The organism is Pseudoalteromonas sp. T1lg76 (genome assembly GCF_002964725.1).
GTDB lineage: Bacteria > Pseudomonadota > Gammaproteobacteria > Enterobacterales > Alteromonadaceae > Pseudoalteromonas.
In genome coordinates this window covers 53,901-72,721 of the sequence record NZ_PQCE01000033.1, presented here as the reverse complement: position 1 = coordinate 72,721, position 18,821 = coordinate 53,901, and the positions used below count along the sequence as shown (strand labels likewise).

Genomic DNA, 18,821 nt, shown 5'->3' with positions numbered 1-18,821 from the left:
CAGCAATTTAACCTAGCCCTTAGCGCATCGCGACTTGGCCTGCGCTATGGCCTGAGCACACTCGGATGAAAGTGACATGGGCTTAAACGGGCTTACATTAGCGCCCCCTGTGTTGCCCGTTGGCAGCAAGCCTATGGCGGTTTTGCTTATAGCACCGACAATACGCAGTATCTGCCCGACAACCTCAGAGTAAGCCTTATTTTTCCAGCCCCAAACCAGCATCAGCCAATGGGTGTAGGTGTGCCAGTAGGTGGACTCCTGCCCTAACACATGGGCATTTTCTAAGTGCTTAAACTCTTGTGTTCTCTGAGTCGATAACCTGGCTCTGCGCGCCATAACCAACTCACGCAGGACGGCATAACGGATCGCTTGGGTAAAGTTCATGCTGTGCTCCCATCACTCAATTTTTCAAGAGCATAAACCTTAGTGTTAACTCCAAGGCAAGATTTTTTATGAAGTAATATTTTTCAACGACCTTTCGAGGCGGCCGGTATTTACGTCAAGGAAAGGGAAACGAGGCAAGTAAGGCAGCAAGGGCTTGCCGCCTTGGTCATTCTTGAATTAGCAGCTTAGCGCACTGTGCAGGGTGTCGAGGTGATTAACCAGGTCTAGGCCCAGGTCGGTCAGGTAGCCGCCGTCCGGGCTATCGGTAATGCCCTTTTCAAACAGGCGTCGAGCCGCTTCGCGCATGGCTTCATCGGCATCGCTATGCACCTTAATGCCCTGCATATGACTGGCCCGAGGAAATTTAGCCAGTAACTCCATCTCGTCAACCATGGCTTGATTTATACGCATATTATTTTCCTTTGTTGCTTTTATTATCACGCTTGTATTAATGCTAGACGATGAAAAAAAATTTGCCCTGCGCTATATCATATTTTCGCACTTTCATCTTAGAAACCGCTCTGCTTGTACTTTTCCATTACGCACTCATCCGCCAGCGAGCACGTTTTGTCGCATTCAACTGTTGGCAGCCGGTTGCCACTGTTAGGCTCAAGAAAAATGAGGAGATAACCATGACTAAACTTTTCCCGGCACTGTGTGCCTCCTTGCTGGTAAGCGCCTGCAGCAATACTCCCGCGCCCATGCAGGCCGATGTGCTTATTTCGCAGGTGGATGTTATCGATGTGCGCAGCGGCGATATTAACGCCGATCAACAGGTGGCCATCCGCGGCGATAAAATTATCTGGGTAGGCAAAGATGCCGAGCATATTAATGCCACCACCCAGCTCGATGGCACAGACCAGTATATTATGCCGGGCCTGTGGGATATGCATGTGCACTTTGGTGGCGGCGAAAAGCTGATTGCTGAGAACCAAGATTTATTACCTCTGTACCTGGCTTATGGCGTGACCGCGGTGCGTGATGCCGCCGCCGATATCAGCGATTCAGTGCTCACCTGGCGGGCGGCGATAAATAACAATGAACTACTCGGGCCAACCCTGTTTACCTCGGGCCCCAAGCTAGAAGGGAAGAACTCAATCTGGGCCGGCGACCTGGAGGTAGAAACCGAGGCAGAAATGAATGCAGCCCTGGATCAACTTGAGGCCATGGACGTCGACTTTATTAAGATCACCGACAGCGCCCTGCCCCCCGAGCTCTACCTGAAGGCCGTGCAGGAAGTAAAAAAACGCGGCCTGCCGATCAGCGGCCATATCCCCTTTGCGCTCTCGGTCACCCATGTGTCTAACGCCGGCCTTGATGGCATTGAACACATGCCTTACCTGCTAAAAGCCGGTGCCCGCAATGAAGCAGAAATTTCCGCCGAGGTGCGTAGCGGCGAACTGAGTTATTGGAGTGCCCTGCCCATTATTCGCGCCAATTTTGATGAGCAAACTGCGCTAAGCAAATACCGTGTCCTGGCCGAAAACGACACCGCGGTCGTGCCTACCCTGATAGGCAGCCAGATTATCGCCTTTATCGACGAAGACGATCACCTGAATGACCCGGAGCTCGATTTACTCGGCCCAGGCCTTAAGGCCACTTACAGTTGGCGGGTTGAGCGTGCGGCACAAAAGGCCGCCGCCGATGCCAATGAGATCACCGAGCGCAAAGCCCGCTTTCGCGCCACTCGGGACCTTCTTCCCCTGCTCGACCAAGCCGGAGTGACCATTATGGCCGGTACGGACACGGGTTATCTCAATTCTTATATTTATCCGGGTAAGGCATTGCATGACGAGCTCGCCATTTATGTCGACGGCGGTCTCAGCCCACTGCGCGCCTTGCAAAGCGCGATACTTGCGGGACCAAAGTGGCTGGGTAAAGAGGCGGAATATGGTGCCGTGGAAGCGGGCAAAAAAGCCGATTTGCTGCTGCTTGGCAGCAACCCGCTTGAAGATATCAGTCATACCCGTGATATCCGCACCCTGATCAGCCGCGGCCAGGTCTATAACAGCGCCGCACTGCAAGCCATGCTCGATGCGGCGAAGGCCAAGGTTGCTAAAGCACAAGCTCAATAAGGACTGCGGCGTTTAAACAACAAGCAGTAAAGAATCCACCTTCTGAAGAAGGTGGCTTTGTAAATGCCCCCTCAAAGGGGGCGTTGTTTACTCCAGCGTTAACTGAGCTTGCTCCTGCTTTTCTTCTTTCTCTTGATGCCTCACATAACGCCTTATTATTTCTTCATTTATGCCAACCGTATCCACAAAGTACCCTCGCTGCCAAAAATGATTACCCCACATTTTGTTCTTCCTCAAGTGCGGATATTTACTAAATAGTTTTAGTGCTATTTTGCCTTTAAGTGCTCCCATCTGCCTTGATATCGATAACTTCGGCGGAACCTTTATTACCAAGTGAACATGGTCTACCTGAACATTTAGCTCTACCACTTTGCATCCAAGCTGCTCACTGTAAACGTGAATACAGCGGTAAACATCCTTACCTACTTTATTTTTAAGAATCCTAAAACGGTACTTTGGAGTCCAAACTATATGATATTGACATCGCCAGTACACATGCGATGCTTTCTCGTATCTACTCATGCTTCTTGTCCTTTGACTTCGCTAAAAATCAACAGAGCAATTAGCATGGGTAGCTTTTTCAGGCCAAGCCTAAATTGATGATAACCACCTACTGAAGTAGGTGGTTTAGGGGCTGAAAATAAAAAAAGCCATCAGCTCGAACAGCTGATGGCTTTAACCAATGCCCAAAACATTGTTTGAGCCCAATGACCGCCTGCTAGGCAGGCAGTCATTATCCTTGGCATCTGTTTGCCTTAGTTGTCCACGATATCCACATCAGCCAGGCTACCTTTAACCGCACGTACTTGTTGTACGGTTACCATGTGTTTGCCAACAAAGGCTTTTGCATAAGAACTTCCGGAAATAGTGCCGCCTTCTGCTACCGATACTTCATCAATATCCACTTCCGCACTGGCGCGCGTCATAAAGTGCGCTCTAATTTCATAATTTCCTGCATCCATATTCGGCAGAATAAAATTAAAGTGGTGAGACGCTAAGGTATCTTGCATTAAACCAATTTGTTCATCAGTAGTCGTACACTCAAGAGCCGCGTCGATAGTGCCATCGGGAGTATCCACGTAACCTTCATCGCCAGGCATAAGGCCGTTTTCATCCATGCCACCGGTAGAGTCGGTGCAATTATCAAGCACGCCGCCTAGGGTAGCATTGAGCTCTTGAATACGCTTCGACAACATCACGGCACCGGGCGCAGCATTAACCGAGTCACCACCGCCCACAGGCGTTGCGGTGAGCAGTACCCAAGCGCTGCCATCGGCAATGGCTTTTGCCGCGCCGCCATCTTTACCTTTTAAAGAAGTATCCGTAGTCAGGCCAATTTCCGCAGACACACCCACCAAGAGTTCTTTATCTTGCGGAACCTTAATGGTAGTGATCAAATAGCCATCATTCGTTGCCACTACTTGAGCATCAGCTATCACATCCGGGATTACGGCGACAGATACAAAGTTGACCGGGTTGTCATTCCAAGCAGCCGCAAATTTGGCCGACGCAGCACCGGCAGCATGAGCGGAAAAAGCAGAACTTGCGATGGATACGGCGAGTAGTAGAGTGTTTAATTTCATGTGAACTCCCTGGTTTTTAAACCATAGTTTTTGATTAATAACTGTGAGCCATAAAACTACTATGGGATCTTCAATACCTTGCTACTGCGGTACTCCACATAACCGTTCTGGTTAAAAATGTGGTCTAAACATTTTAGTCAATTTAAAGGGATTGCAAGTAAAAATTCATTCTTAAGGGTGAGAAAAACAAGGAATATAAAAAAATTTTTTGATTTATCGGAAGTTACTTACTATCTTTTCAGATCTTTTTGAGTTCAGAAGCCCCTAATGAGCTTTCAAGCGCCCTCGACCTAAAAAATTAACGCATTGTTATTTATCTGTTTTATTTTTTCCTTTTCAAGGTCACTTATTCAGTTTGTTCAGGCAGCAGAAAAGGAAAAATAAATTTATCGCTCTGCGTAATTTAATTTTAAAACACCACCAATTTTATTAGGTTTACCGATAAATTTACTGCTATTTCATTAGGTCGCGGATTAGCATCATACATCTGGCGTGCGTGGCCGTAAGCTGTATATAAGCCAGCACGCGCAGATTTCAGCTCACCAGTATTAGGCTGATTCTGATTGATAGGCATAGTTATAATAGCCATAGGCGCTGCCGGCTTTTTTAACCACACCGTTAAATACCACGCCTTTTACATCTATGCCGTTTTGTGCAAAACGATTGACGGTTAACTCAATTTCACGCACCTGGTTTAAACCAAATCGGGTTACCAACAAGGTAGTTCCTGCATGGGCGCTAACGATAGCGGGATCCGTTACCGCTAAGATAGGCGGAGTGTCTATGATAACGAAGTCGTACTGCTCATTTACCTGAGCAACGAAATCATCAAAATTCTTATGCATTAATAGCTCAGAGGGGTTTGGTGGCACCATACCCCGCGCAATAAAATGCAGGCCTTCCACCTCGGTCGCCTGAATTGCTTTATTAAGCTCAATACGGCCACTGAGTAGATCCGATAAACCATTTTCTGGCGCCACATTAAAGTGTTTATGCATAAAGCCCTTACGCATATCGGCATCAACAACCAGTACCTTTTTACCACTTTGTGCCAACACTACAGCCAGGTTACCCGAGATAAATGATTTTCCAGCACCGGGACTCGGGCTCGAAATAGCCAACACCTTATTTTTTGCTTCCATCATGGCGAAGTGCAAACTTGTACGTAGGCTACGAAGACTTTCAATCGTCAGATCTGCAGGATTGTATAAGGCGAGTAAATTACCAGCTTCCGCCTCTTTTTTACCGCGAGGCTTGCTCTCTTTATTTAGATTATTCTGAAGATCCGAGTAGGGCACAGAAGCATAAACAGGAATACCTAAAGCTTCAATTTCTCCGGCATCTTCTACGCCACGGTTTATAACCTTTTGAATAAATACAATCACTAGGGCAATAAGGCCGCCAAGGAAGGTTGCCAGCACGACCATCAAGGCTTTTTTCGGTTTAACTGGCTTGGTTGTATCAACTGCCGCCTGATCTACAACACGCACATTACCGACTGTACCCGCGCGAATAATATCCAACTCTTGGGTTTTACCCAGGAGCAGCATGTAAATTTCGTTGCTGACTTCAACATCACGACGCAATCGCAATAGTTCCTGCTGGGTTTGCGGCAGATCGCTCACTTTCGCAACCAACTGGTCACGCTGCTCAGAAACCGCCTCAATTTGCCCCAAAACTCCTTGATAAGTTGGATGGGTCTTTTTAAATTTACGCGAAATATCAACGCGCTTAAGCTCCAGCTCTTGCAACTTGGTTTCCAATTCAACCACTTGATCGAGAAGACCTTGGGTCTCAAGAGAAATATCAATCGACTGATATCTACGTTGATGTTCGTTGTATTTTCTTTCCGCACGCTCAAGTTGCTTTTTGATTTCGGGTAACTGTACCTCTAAAAACTGCAGCGATTTCGCGGCTTCCGCCGAGTTGCGATCGACATTATTACGTACATAGATGCTACTGATTTTATTCAATACTTTTTCGGCATAGGCTGGAGAGCTGTGTTCAAAGCTCAATTCAATAATGCCCGAGTCTTTGGCTTTTTCGACGGCTCTAATCTGGCTTTGTAGCCCTAAAATGGCACGGTAGCGATCATTTTTAACCAAGATAAAAGTACTGCCGGGGCGAGCTGTTAGCTTACGTACACTAAGCTTATAGTAGCCTTGTGTTATATCTTGCCCTACCTGACCAACCAATATCTTTTCGCCTGCCGGATTGTACAACTCATAGCCATTGTCAGTGGTGACAAGTTCAAACGCTTGGCCCAAAAAGCCTTTAGGCACATCGAAGCGGAAAACATCTATTGATTCACCACCCCAGGCATATTGGTCAAAACCCATAAAAGGCTCGGCTAGGTCGGTGTCGCTTTGGGGGTTAAAACCACGAAAAAACTTGTCTCCTATCAGCGGCATCAGCTTAGGTTTGGCAACAAGATTAAGATTTAGGCTGTCGACGGCTTCGCCAATTACAGTGCGTGATTTAAGCAGCTCAATCTCGGTAATTGCGCCACTTGTGCCTTCAAACATGCCGGCCATATCTTCCAAACCGGGCACACTAGGCTTACTCTGTTCGACTTGTATTAGAGCTGTCGCCTTGTAAATGGGCTTAGAGAATACGGCTGTGGCCACACCGATCACAGTGAAAATAGCGGTAATGAGAATAATGAAGTACTTGCGATCGAGTAGGATTGCAAAGAGTGCGAGCAGGTCAATCTCCTGCTCTTGTTGTCTATCTTGGCCTATACGCTGGTTTTTTAGATTACTCATTGAGTTGTTCATACTTCTACAGATACTTAAGCCAAGCATTTGTTGCTTGATCAATTAGTTGATATACATGTTCAAAGGCCTCACGGCTTTGCTTATATGGGTCTGGAATAGGTTGGTTATTCATCCATTTACCAAGCAAAAAAGCCTTTCCGCGAGCGTGAGGGTAACGCTGGTGCAGATCTCTCAAATGAGACTCTTCCATCACTAAAATCACACTATGGCTGGCGACCAGTTCACCGCAAATTTGCCGGCCCTTATGCGGGGTCATATCAACCCCTTGCTCTGCGGCTACGCTTTGCGCCGTATGATCGGCATCATGCCCCTTCATTGCCGTAAGGCCTGCTGAAGATATATGGATGGCTTTATTTGCTGCCGCTACCTTACGCTTTAGCAAATCTCTGCTTTGGGTGAGCGGCATATATTGCCAGCACACACCATTAAAACTGAATCAAACATAGGCTTAAAAAACGTTATTTCGTACTTCGACTTCTGAATATTGGTTAATTACAGAAATGGTTGGCACAAGCTGGCGAATCAGACGATTCCAACGAGCAACCGGAGCCGTAGTTACGTAGACAATATCTTTAGGCTGTAACTCAAACTGTTCAGCAAGAACATAAGCCAGTGCATTTTGAGCATTGAGTTGATAGACATCGGCGATAATATCGCTGTTATCGTTACGCGCTCGCAACACAAAGACACCATTTGCATTCGCCGTCTCTTCATTCAGACCGCGGGCCTCACTGATGGCCTCTGCCAAGCTTAAGCCGTAACGGTCAATGGTGATCGAACCGGGCTGCTTTACGTCCCCTAACACATAGGCTTTACGCTCGTCATTACGAGAAATGTGGACAATGTCGCCATGTTTAAGTAAACGGTTTTGCGAGATATCACCATGGGCATAAAAATCATCTAGGGCAATCACTTCTGCTTCGCCGCCCCTGGTGAAAGTAACTGTTTTCCAATCGGCACGAGCGGTTAGGCCGCCAGCGTTGTTAATGGCATCAATAAGCGTTAACGGTACTTCAGTAATAGGGAATACACCTGGCTTATTAACCTCGCCCGTCACATAAGCGCGCTGACTGCGAAATCCAACAACTTTTACGTCGACCTGTGGCTGTTCAATAATATGACTTAAACGTTTTACCAGTTCGTCGTGAACTTCAAGAATTGTTTTATTTTTTACTGGAATTTTTGGTGCATACGCGTAGGTAATGGTGCCATCCGCTTGTACACGGAAACCATCAAATTCAGCTGTACGCTGCACCACAGCAGGAATGGTTAATTCGGGATGATCCCAGACACCAATAGAAAGCACGTCTCCCACACCTAGGCGATACTCGTAATTAGAGGTATCAACACCCGCTAGGCTGGATGGTTTTTTTGGCAGAAGATCACGAGATTGACTGGCGATAACTTTTGAATCAATAACCTGGATATTAACCTTATCCAGATCTTGCTCTAACTGGTTACTTTCTTGCCTCGTAGCCGCACCTTCCATATAACTGCCAGGAATTAGCGTACAACCACAGCCGAAAAGAACAATGGCCGCTACAAGTGAGTTTTTCATCAACACCATCCTTATGTTTACATCCTTATTTAGCAACTCAACAAAAGCCAGAAGAGTCTGGAATAATTTATATGTACTTGGAGTTGCGTGCTGATTTGGGTTGAGTGATTGTTTTTGCTGTCAAAAAAGAAGCAACTTACTACAAACAAAACCATTATTAGCAACTAAATTGTCGGCGGTAAATTAAGGTGTATTCTCTGCACCAGCAAAATTAGATACAGAACATAGGTATGTTACTGCAGAAAATTGAGTGCCTTTTGGATACCGCTAAGCAAACAAATAACGAAAAGAAAGAGGCCCAACCTAATTTGATACAGAAGCTTTCATTCGTTGTTGGATAATTGGGTAGGGAAACGTGAAATCTAGAGCCAATAAATGCCTGCTCAACACATGAATCCCTTCCCGCATTTATCGCGCCACATTCTAGCAGAAGAAAACTCCGCGATACTAGCCTAGTTTAGGAAAAAAGTAGGGTTACTTTTCCAACCGAAATGTTTGAATTTTAGGCACATTCAGATGGACATCCACTCTAAATATTGGGTTCTTTCTTTTAGCTCGGTAGCAGAGCTACACTGTAACAAAGACCAAGACCCCAGCTATAAAGAGCAGTCTAATTATTCTTGTTTACTTATCAGGCTGCTGTTCTCGACCGACTTGTCAGCATAAAGGGGATCGCTGCGGCGATAAATCCGCTGGCCATGGCTAGCAGCCAGTCGTCTAAATGCAGGGGTGACAGGTGTAGCAAGTCGGCCAAAGCCGGGACCTGAATCAGCAAAACACTGACAAGCATGGTTAAGACCACCAAGACCCGGGACGCCAGGGTGCGCAGCCTACTCAGTGCAATAGTAATACCGGCACTGACGCTGGTCAGCGCAACCAGGGCCATGGCTCTGGCATGCTCCACGTCTTGCATCGCCCCCAGGCTGCGGATATAGGCAAAGGTGATCAACAAGGTAAAAACAACCCCGCTGAAAACAATGACACCCCAGTGTCGCCGTGAGAAAAACCGGGCCGGCCCATTGGCTTGAGCGGGGGCAAGGTGCGAGGTGTCGGCACTGTTTTGAAACACCAGCAAGGCCGTGGGATGAATGATCATCTCCAGCCAGACGATATGTATCGGCAGATAAAGAACGGGATATCCGAGAAAAGGGATGACCGCGGCGGTTAAAACCAAGGGAATGTGGACCAGCAGCAGGTATTCAAAACTCAGGCGTAGATTGTTAAAGAGCTGGCGCCCCTCGGCGATCGCCTGCACTATGCTGCGAAAGTTATCGTCGAGTAAAATAATCGCCGCGGCCTCATGGGCACTGCGGGTACCGCGCTCGCCCATGGCAATGCCGATATCCGCCGACTGAATGGCCGGCACGTCATTTACCCCGTCTCCCGTAACCGCCACTATATCGCCACCTTGCTTAAGGGCGTGCACCAACGCCAGTTTTTGCGCGGGCACGGCGCGTGCGATAACATCAACACCATCCAACACTCGGCTATCCTGGTTGGTTAGACTGCTTGCCAATGCTTCCCCTTCTATCACCCTGGGCTTCCCCTGATGCAGGCCTATTTCGCTGGCAATGGCGGTCGCCGTAGCAGGATGATCCCCTGTCACCATAATGACCCGAATTCCCGCTTGCTGACAGATCTCCACGGCTTCTTTTACACCGTCGCGCAGTGGGTCTTCAAACGCCAGCAACCCAGCCAACGTAAAACCCTGCTCGGGCTCCTGATCGCAGCGGGCCTGGTCATCCAACTCTTGCCAGGCGCAGGCGATCACCTTGTGCCCTGTTCCCGCCAGCTTTTCGACCTGCTGTTGCCACCGCTCTATATCACTCTCACCAAGATCGCACAGGGCCAATATGGTTTCCGGTGCGCCTTTGACCGCGATGAGCTTTGTTGTTTCTTCCCTAATCACCGCCGTCTCGCGCTTACGAGCTTCGGTAAAAGGAAAGGTATGTAATACAGCATGCTCCAGTGGAGCACCTGATGCGAGGATAGCCTGATCAATAGGGTCGCCGCTGTCCGCTCGGGATGCATAGGCAGCAATCTGCAGCAGCCGTGTATCGTCGATGTCGCCGACCGCGTAGTGATGCGCGAGCTGCAGGCGCCCCTCGGTTAAGGTGCCCGTTTTATCCGTACAGATACAAGAAACCCGGCCTATGTTCTCTACCACAACGGCACGCCTCACCAAGGCCTGACGACGCGCCAGCCGATAGACTCCCACCCCAAGAAAGAAGGTGAGCACCACGGGAAACTCTTCCGGCAACGCCGCCACAGCCAGGGTCAGCCCGCTCAGCAGCGCATCGATGAGGCCATGCCCCTGGTAAAGGCGGGTTCCGGCCAAGAGCACACAAATAACACTGGCAATAATAAGCAGCACCTTAACCAGCTCGGCCACGGCCAGTTGCAAGGGTGTGCGCTGATGACCGCCGTGGAGCACCGACTGAATAATTTCACCGTACAAGGTGCCTTTCCCGGTATGGGTTACCAGCATACGGCCCGAGCCGGTCAGTACACGGGTACCGGCATATCCCCAATGCGTCGCCGCAACCCGCTCGGTCGCCTTTAGCTTATCCGGCTCTTGCAGTGCCAGCTTGTGTACCGGAAAGGCTTCCCCGGTCAAGGTTGACTCATCGACCTGAAGCTGCTGCACGCCAACGAATACTCCGTCCGCCGGCAGCGAGTCGCCGGGGTCTAAAAGCACCAGGTCACCGGGCACCAGTTCCACGGACGCAATGGTGAGCTCTTTAGCGTGACGCACAACCCGTGCCTGGGAAGCCAGACGACGCCCCAGGCTTTGGGTTGAGGCTTGAGTGCGCCGATGCAGGTAAGCATCCATGCCAAGAAAGGGTATCAGTGCCAGCAACAAAATGCCGGCTTCGGTCAATTCGCCGGTGACAGCAAACAGTCCGCTGGTGATCAGTAAAAACCACAACATAGGATCTTTAATGGTGTCGATAATCAAAGCCCAAAGGCCACCGCTGACCTGCTCGGCAATACGGTTATCGCCATAGCGCATGCGTCGTTGCATTATTTCCGCATCATCGAGCCCAGAGTCGGCTTTTTTCAAGTCATCCAGTCTCTCGGGAGGAATTGTGCGTTGCATAGCGGCGCTCTTGGATCAGGTTCATAACCCACTAAATATAGGCCGCTTTATAAGGGGGCGATAGGGAAACACAAGCCCGGTTGGATGCTGCGCTATTGCGAAGGGATTGCTTAGAAGCAGGGTTTGAAAGCAAATTTACGTAGGAAAAGTGCCAACCGGATTCAGGATGAGTCAATTGCATTAAAAAAGGCGCTTCCGCGCCTTTTTATTATCTACCAACCTGTGATTACTCTACGGTAACCGACTTGGCCAGGTTACGAGGCTGGTCGACGTCCGTGCCCTTGATTACGGCGACGTAGTAAGACAGCAGCTGTAATGGGATGGTGTAGACCACAGGAGCAATCACATTTTCAACATGATTGACGTTAATCACGCGCATGGTGTCGTCAGACTCAAAATGTGAGTCCTTATCCGCGAACACATAGATGATGCCGCCACGAGCGCGCACTTCTTCCACGTTCGATTTCAGCTTCTCCAACAACTCGTTGTTTGGCGCCACAACGATGATCGGCATATCCGCATCGATTAACGCCAGTGGACCGTGCTTCAACTCACCCGCCGCATAGGCTTCGGCGTGAATGTAAGAGATCTCTTTGAGTTTCAGCGCCCCTTCCATGGCGATGGGGTACTGAGAGCCACGACCGAGGAACAACGAGTGATGCTTGTCGGCGAATTCTTCCGCCAGGGCTTCGATGTCGTCGGCAAGCAAGAGTGCTTCTTCCAACTTGTTTGGCAGAGTCTTAATGGCGTTAACGATTTCCGCCTGGTTTAGGCCTTTTTCCTGAGCAATCGACGCGGTTAGCATCAATAAGCCAACAAGTTGTGTGGTGAAGGCCTTGGTTGAAGCCACGCCGATCTCGGCGCCGGCCTTGGTCATAAAGGCCAAGTCAGATTCACGCACCAATGACGAGCCAGGCACGTTACAGATAGTCATAGAGCCCATATAGCCCTGCTCTTTGGCCAGGCGCAAGGCGGCCAGGGTATCGGCAGTTTCACCGGATTGAGAAATGGTTACCAGCAGGCTGTTCGGGTGCACAAACGACTCACGATAACGGAACTCGGAAGCAATCTCGACATTACAGCTGACGCCGGCAAACTGCTCCAGCCAGTAACGGGCCACCATGCCCGAGTGGTAAGAGGTACCACAGGCGATGATCTGTACGTGCTGCACGTCTTTAAAGATCTGCGTGGCACTGTCGCCAAAGGCATCCACGGCTACGCGGTCATCTTGTAAACGGCCTTCCAGGGTGTTGCGCACCGCCATCGGCTGCTCGTAAATTTCTTTAAGCATATAGTGGCGATATTCGCCCTTACCCGAGGCGTCCTGAGTGATGTTTGATTCCACCACCTCACGCTCCACCGGCTCGCCGTTCAGGTCGAAAATCTCGACGCTGTCACGGGTAATACGCGCCACATCACCTTCTTCCAGGAATATAAAGCTACGAGTAACGGGTAATAGCGCCAGCTGATCGGAGGCGATAAAGTTCTCGCCCAGACCCAGACCAATTACCAGCGGGCTGCCAGAGCGGGCAACGATGATTTCGTTGTCGTTGGCCTTGTCGAATACCACGGTACCGTAGGCGCCTTCAAGCTGCTTAACCGCGGCCTGTACCGCGCTTAACAGGGTGTCGTGTTGCTGGCGTAGCTGGTGGATCAGGTGCACCATGACCTCGGTATCGGTTTCCGATAGGAAAGTATAACCATCTCCCTTCAACGCTTCGCGCAGGCTAGAGTGGTTTTCAATGATGCCGTTGTGTACCAAAGCCAGTTCATTGTTCGACAAATGCGGGTGCGCATTGGCTTCGGTTACACCACCGTGGGTGGCCCAACGGGTATGAGCGATACCGGTAGTGCCGGATACACCGGCATCGTTTAAGGCGCTCTCAAGCATGGCAACCTTGCCCACGGCTTTAACGCTGTTTAGAGTATTGCCCTGTAGCAAGGCCACACCGGCCGAGTCATAGCCACGGTATTCAAGGCGCTTTAGGCCTTCAACTAAAATCTTGTTTACTGGGCGCTCTGCAACGGCACCAACTATTCCACACATAAATTCTCCATTTGCACGTATGTGTTGTCTTTTTGCCCTATGTTGTCGGTCGGGCTTATTCGTTTACCTCGGCACAGATCAGCTGCACGCCATGGGCGCTTATTTCCCGGCGCAACTCGGGCGCCAGGTTGCTGTCGGTGATAAGCGTGCTGACCTGTTGCCAAGGCAGTTCTAAATTCGGGATACGGCGACCGATTTTTTCCGACTCCACCAGCACCACCACGTCGCGAGCGGCCTCAGCCATCACCTGGCTTAAACCGATAAGCTCGTTAAAGGTGGTGGTTCCACGGGAAACATCGATACCATCGGCGCCTATAAACAGGGTATCGAAATCGTAAGAGCGCAGTACCTGCTCGGCAACCTGGCCCTGGAAGGACTCGGAATGCGGGTCCCAGGTGCCACCCGTCATCAGCAGGGTGGGCTCATTCTCCAACGCCAGTAGCCGGCTGGCCACATTGATGGCATTGGTCATCACCACCAGGCCGCGTTTAGAAGCCAGCTCGGGGATCATCGCCGCCGTGGTGCGGCCGCTGTCGATAATGATGCGGTGGTGATCTTTAATCAGCTGCGCCGCCGCCTTAGCAATGGCGCGCTTGCGCGCCGAGTCTTGCGACTCGCTGCCGGCGACTATCTCTTTCGGCAGCGCAATGGCGCCACCATAACGGCGCAATAGCAGACCGCTTTGCTCTAACGAGGCCAAGTCCTTTCGAATCGTAACTTCTGAGGTATGTAACTGCTCCGCCAAGGCTTCAACCGACACTTCACCCAGCTCATTAACCTGGTTAAGTATGGTGTGGCGGCGCTGTTGAGTGTTACGTTTGGTCATTTAGCAATAAATAAGTTTCGATTCGAAAGATGCGCATTATAGTCGAAACTTTAAGCAAAGCTCAACCTGTTATTCCCAGCACATCACTAAGGATTGATTTTACATAGATGTAACATTTCTGTATTCTCAAAGCTGCTTTTTATAGCGCACAAGGACGAAAAGCTATGCGTACACTAATTTATATCACTCTGATTTTATGTAACTTCCCTTCACTAGCGGCTATTTCTAAATGGACCAGTTTTAGCCAAAGTAATGGCCATATCACCATTCCTGTTACCGTTGAAGGCATTGAAACTCACGCCATACTCGACACCGGCGCACAAATACATGCCATCAATAGCTCATTTATCTTAAAAAATAAGCTCGATTTAACCGCCGCGGGCAGGATCAGGGTCAAAGGTGTTTACGGCACTGAAGACAAAAAAACATATAACCAAGTCGAATTAAGCCTGTTCGGGTTCGATACCCAAATAGACGGCTTAGTTGCAGCTCAATTGGGTTTTCACACAAATGGCATTCTGCTCGGTGCTGGCTTCTTCGATAAATTCATAGTGCAAATAGACTATCCGAATAGTCGTATGCGTTTAATAACGCGAGACAGCCTGGATCTAGGTGAACTGGAAAACATCGAAATGCGCGCGCAGCGTGGCACTGGAAGACCCATAGTGAAGGTCGCTTTGGGCGAAGAGCGCAGCGCTTGGTTGTTACTCGATACCGGCAGTAACGGCGGCTTAACCATCAAACGCTCTGTAGCCGATAGTCTCGGCTGGTTAGACAATAAAGAGCTCAGCACCGGGATTAGCATGGGGGTCAATACCTTGGCCACCACCAACTCTTTGCGTATCGATGAATTTAAATTTGGCCCATATACGCTGGAAAATGTACTTGTAAGCGTACCGGGTGAAGGACAAAGCGCAAACCTGGAGGAGCAATTCTCAACGACTGGTACCCGCATTAAATCCGCGAAGGTCGAAGGGATCCTCGGTTACGATATTCTCAAACACTTTGTCGTCACCATAGATTACAAATTTGGCCACGCCCATATCGGCCTGCCCGAGGAGCAATAAGCACCTCAGCTCAAACTTCGTAACTCCATATCACAGGTGTGATCATCCAGGTCATCTTGCGGCCCCAGCTCTTCATAAGCTGACTGCATTTTTAACAACGCCTGGGTGGCACCGAGCGCCGATAACGCCCGCTCTGCTTCACGCAGCGAATTAAAAGACTTGGTAACCTCATGATGATCAGCCAAAATATGGTAGTTACCCAGGGTATCTATCACCCCTGCCAGATAGTGATTGGCGTCAGCATAACTGAGGATAATAGCGCGATAGTGACTATCCGCGATGGCCGCTTTTAGTAGATTGGCTTGCATGGTGTGGCTCCTAAAATGTGCTCACCTACTTTAAAGGTAGCAGAGGAATAAAAGGAGTTAAAAGCATCTGTTTTTATGCCTGCTCGCTTATAATCAAAAAAGCACCTCTGAGGCTTATAGCGCGGCCTTTTGGCGATATCTGTCGGGGTGCTTACTGGGTGCTCAGAGACGCAGTAAATGTGCGCTCTCAACCCGCCTTTGTGCTATGTTCAAATACAGAGGGAACCACCTGGAAAATGGGTGGTCTATTTTGAGGGTCTGCTGACTCACAGAACAAAAATAATATTTAGGTGTGGCTCAGTCACTTAAGCCAGCGCTCAGTTTTAGCTCACTTTGTGTTCAGGTTAACAGATTAAGCTCACACCCTTTCGCTCTTACTACCCAAGTAGCGCACATATAATTTTTTATCTTAATAACACTGAATTTTTATGTATCGAATTTTACTTATTTCTTTTTTTCTGGTGTTGGCTGGCTGTCAAACCACGCCGTCAAACGATAACCAGACGCAGCAGGATGTGACTGCTGCGGATAACCAGAACAGTGCCGGCACAAGCACAACCGATAATGCTAGCGCCAAGCAGAGCGAGCAGCAAACCAAAACAGCAAGCACACTGACACCACAGCAGGTTGAGGATGTGTGGCAACGTATTCGCATGCAACTGAGCTTTGCCGACTCAAAGCATCCCGCGGTGCAGCAACGCATCGACTGGTATTTATCGCACCCTAACTATATGGAAGAGATCAGCCGCCGCGCCGAGCCCTATCTGTACCACATAGTTACCGAGGTGGAAAAACGCGAACTGCCCATTGAGCTGGCACTGATGCCGCTGATCGAAAGCGACTTTGATGCCAGTGCTTATTCTCATAAGCATGCCTCGGGTCTGTGGCAGCTCACCCCATCTTTGGCCAAATATTTTGGCGTGAAAATCAGTCCCTGGTATGACGGTCGTCAGGATGTGATCGACAGTACTCAGGCGGCATTGGACTTTATCGAGTATCTGCATAAGCGCTTTGACGGCGACTGGTATCACACCATAGCCGCCTATAACGTCGGCGAAGGCCGTGTGTTAAAGGCCATTGAAAGCAATAAAAAAGCCGGTAAAAGCACCGACTTTTTCGCCCTGAAATTGCCCAAGCAAACTCGCCACTATGTGCCTAAATTGCTGGCGGCGGTGCAACTGCTGAAGCATCAGAAAATGGAGTTTCCGCTGATAGCCAACCAGCCAAGCATTACCACCTTGCCACTGTCAGGTGCCGTGGTGCTGGCCGATAAAACGAAATGGGGCAATCTGGAGCAACTTAACCATGGCGTGATCCGCTTTCCGGCCATCATAGACGCCCCACACATAGTTGTGCCGGTAGAGGACAAGCAGCAATGGCAGACGCTGATCACCGACCAGCAAAACGGCGATTACAGCCAGTGGCAAAATTACACCATAGCAAAAGGCGATAGCCTGAGCGTTATCGCCAAACGTTATTCGCTCACGGTGCAGCAATTAAAAACCTTTAATAACCTGAAGTCGGATCGCATCCGTATAGGTGACAAGCTGATTTTGCCGGTACTGGCGGATGAGCAAATTGAATACAAGGTGGCCTCCGGCGATAGCCTGTGGAAAATAGCCCGTCGTTATCAGGTGAGCGTGGCCAAGCTCAAGCAGTGGAATAATCTCTCTAAAGACACCCTGCGTATTGGCGAAACCCTAACGCTGTTTTTATCACGCAGCTAATCCCCATATAAATAAGGCCGCTAAAAAGCGGCCTTATTATTTTCTAAACTACATAATGGTCACGACATCACGCTAATCTTCATTATTGCCATACCAGTTAAACTTGCGGGTCAGCATCATGATCAAACTAAGCACCGCAAATACCAGGGTCGCCCCCATCAACAAGGCATAATCCTCCGCCGCCAGCAGGCTAAACAAAACCCCATACAGCAGCGCAATAGCGCCGAAGAATACCGCTCCCTGGCGCGAACTGTGCAGCATACCCGCCACATAAATGCTTAACAGCAAACTCGAGGCCAAGGCCGATACCAGGTAAGCCAGATTAAAGCCAAAATGTTCGCTGAGCGATACCAGCAGCAAATAAAACACGGCTATGGCCAGGCCGACAAAACCGTATTGCACCGGATGAATCGCATCTTTGCGCAGGATCTCCAGTAAAAAGAAACTTGAAAACACCAGCACCAAAACCAAGAGTGCATAGTTAGTGGCGCGATGGCTTTTCAGGTAATGATCGACCCCATCCACCAGGTTTACGCCCAGGCTGCGCTCCCTTAAGTTACTGCAATCGCCCTTGCTGCGCACGCAGTTGCCAAACAGCTCCTGCATATTGGTAGCGAAGAAGTTGGTCTGCCATTTTGCGGTAAATTGTTCACTATCTATGCTGGAAGAGGTTGGTAAGTAGTCACCAACAAAGCTCGGGTGAGGCCAGTCCGCTGTCATGGTGACATGAGTTTCTTCACCCACGGGGGCAATAGCAAAACGCTTCATGCCTTGCAGGTTAAGATTGATCTGCACCGCCACCTTGTCCCGTGCCAGCAGAGTCTGTAAATCCACAGCCGCATGCACGCCATCGGCCAGTTGTTTAATCTGACTGCCGGGCTGAAACACCAGTGACTCACCGGCCATTTGCACAGCGCTGCCAACGCCAATGCCGCGAATATCCTGCACCACCATCACCAGATTCAGCTTGGTAATATTCTTGTCGGCATAGTCCTTGAGTTTGCGCGTGTTAAAGGTGGCGGAAATATCGTTTTGCGAGCGATAAAGGTTGGCTTTATAGATGCCGCGAAACTTCTCATAGGTGCTTAGCTGCGCCTGCCATTTTAACTCGCTCGGCAAGAATACCTGCTTGTGTAGCACGGAATAGCTTTGCCCCTGCTCGTTATGCTTGGTTTCCATATATTCTAAATACAGAAACGGTCCTATTATGCCTTGCTCGCCACTGCTGCTACGGGCGATTTCCTGCTGCACTTCCTGATGGCGCTCGGAGCGCTCCATTATCAGCCCCTTGATCATCATAATTGGCACCAAGATAAGCAGTACAAGGCCGGCGATAATGAGTAATTTGTTACCTAATTTTTGTCTCATT

The 18,821-nt window shown here is 49.5% G+C and carries 14 protein-coding genes and 1 pseudogene; 3 read left to right on the top strand and 12 right to left on the bottom strand.

The window, feature by feature from the left end; genetic code table 11:
* Positions 1–12 precede the first annotated feature (12 nt).
* The gene (locus C2M35_RS12305; RefSeq protein WP_105265476.1) at positions 13–384 is read right to left on the bottom strand and encodes a DUF3703 domain-containing protein; all 372 of its coding nucleotides are present in this window, start codon (positions 382–384) and stop codon (positions 13–15) included.
* A 177-nt stretch (positions 385–561) separates the two neighbouring features.
* The gene (locus tag C2M35_RS12300; RefSeq protein ID WP_105201159.1) at positions 562–795 is read right to left on the bottom strand and encodes a TIGR02647 family protein; all 234 of its coding nucleotides are present in this window, start codon (positions 793–795) and stop codon (positions 562–564) included.
* Between the two features lie 221 nt (positions 796–1,016).
* Between C2M35_RS12300 and C2M35_RS12295 the strand changes: the two genes are divergently transcribed.
* Positions 1,017–2,459: an amidohydrolase family protein gene (locus C2M35_RS12295; RefSeq protein ID WP_105265475.1), complete on the top strand. Its 1,443-nt coding sequence runs from the start codon at positions 1,017–1,019 to the stop codon at positions 2,457–2,459.
* 87 nt (positions 2,460–2,546) lie between these two features.
* On the opposite strand, the gene tnpA is transcribed toward C2M35_RS12295, so the two are convergent.
* The 8 genes and pseudogenes from tnpA to C2M35_RS12255 form a co-directional block, all read right to left on the bottom strand.
* Complete coding sequence (tnpA, locus tag C2M35_RS12290) at positions 2,547–2,981, bottom strand: IS200/IS605 family transposase (RefSeq protein ID WP_105265474.1); 435 nt, start codon at positions 2,979–2,981, stop codon at positions 2,547–2,549.
* Positions 2,982–3,214: 233 nt separating this feature from the next.
* Positions 3,215–4,042 (bottom strand): hypothetical protein, encoded by an 828-nt coding sequence (locus C2M35_RS12285; RefSeq protein WP_105265473.1) that lies wholly within the window; start codon positions 4,040–4,042, stop codon positions 3,215–3,217.
* A 548-nt stretch (positions 4,043–4,590) separates the two neighbouring features.
* Positions 4,591–6,807 (bottom strand): polysaccharide biosynthesis tyrosine autokinase, encoded by a 2,217-nt coding sequence (locus tag C2M35_RS12280; RefSeq protein WP_234000062.1) that lies wholly within the window; start codon positions 6,805–6,807, stop codon positions 4,591–4,593.
* 16 nt (positions 6,808–6,823) lie between these two features.
* Positions 6,824–7,263, bottom strand: a pseudogene (locus tag C2M35_RS12275) (low molecular weight protein-tyrosine-phosphatase).
* Positions 7,264–7,267: 4 nt separating this feature from the next.
* Positions 7,268–8,386 carry a polysaccharide export protein gene (locus tag C2M35_RS12270; protein WP_105258295.1) on the bottom strand — a complete coding sequence of 373 codons (1,119 nt, stop codon included), beginning with the start codon at positions 8,384–8,386 and terminating at the stop codon, positions 7,268–7,270.
* A gap of 622 nt (positions 8,387–9,008) precedes the next feature.
* Entirely contained in the window at positions 9,009–11,477 is a 2,469-nt protein-coding gene (locus C2M35_RS12265; protein ID WP_105265471.1) for a cation-translocating P-type ATPase, read from the bottom strand.
* A 226-nt stretch (positions 11,478–11,703) separates the two neighbouring features.
* Positions 11,704–13,524, bottom strand: a complete 1,821-nt coding sequence (gene glmS / locus C2M35_RS12260; RefSeq protein ID WP_105201163.1) for a glutamine--fructose-6-phosphate transaminase (isomerizing) — start codon at positions 13,522–13,524, stop codon at positions 11,704–11,706.
* Between the two features lie 55 nt (positions 13,525–13,579).
* The gene (locus C2M35_RS12255; protein WP_105201164.1) at positions 13,580–14,350 is read right to left on the bottom strand and encodes a DeoR/GlpR family DNA-binding transcription regulator; all 771 of its coding nucleotides are present in this window, start codon (positions 14,348–14,350) and stop codon (positions 13,580–13,582) included.
* 164 nt (positions 14,351–14,514) lie between these two features.
* Here C2M35_RS12255 and C2M35_RS12250 point away from each other — a divergent pair, with 164 nt between their 5' ends.
* Positions 14,515–15,417 (top strand): retroviral-like aspartic protease family protein, encoded by a 903-nt coding sequence (locus C2M35_RS12250; protein WP_105215157.1) that lies wholly within the window; start codon positions 14,515–14,517, stop codon positions 15,415–15,417.
* 5 nt (positions 15,418–15,422) lie between these two features.
* On the opposite strand, the gene C2M35_RS12245 is transcribed toward C2M35_RS12250, so the two are convergent.
* Positions 15,423–15,725 carry a DUF6482 family protein gene (locus C2M35_RS12245; protein WP_105201166.1) on the bottom strand — a complete coding sequence of 101 codons (303 nt, stop codon included), beginning with the start codon at positions 15,723–15,725 and terminating at the stop codon, positions 15,423–15,425.
* Between the two features lie 428 nt (positions 15,726–16,153).
* Between C2M35_RS12245 and C2M35_RS12240 the strand changes: the two genes are divergently transcribed.
* Positions 16,154–17,452: a LysM peptidoglycan-binding domain-containing protein gene (locus tag C2M35_RS12240; RefSeq protein ID WP_105265470.1), complete on the top strand. Its 1,299-nt coding sequence runs from the start codon at positions 16,154–16,156 to the stop codon at positions 17,450–17,452.
* Positions 17,453–17,524: 72 nt separating this feature from the next.
* On the opposite strand, the gene creD is transcribed toward C2M35_RS12240, so the two are convergent.
* Positions 17,525–18,820 carry a cell envelope integrity protein CreD gene (gene creD, locus C2M35_RS12235; RefSeq protein WP_105201168.1) on the bottom strand — a complete coding sequence of 432 codons (1,296 nt, stop codon included), beginning with the start codon at positions 18,818–18,820 and terminating at the stop codon, positions 17,525–17,527.
* Position 18,821: the final 1 nt, after the last annotated feature.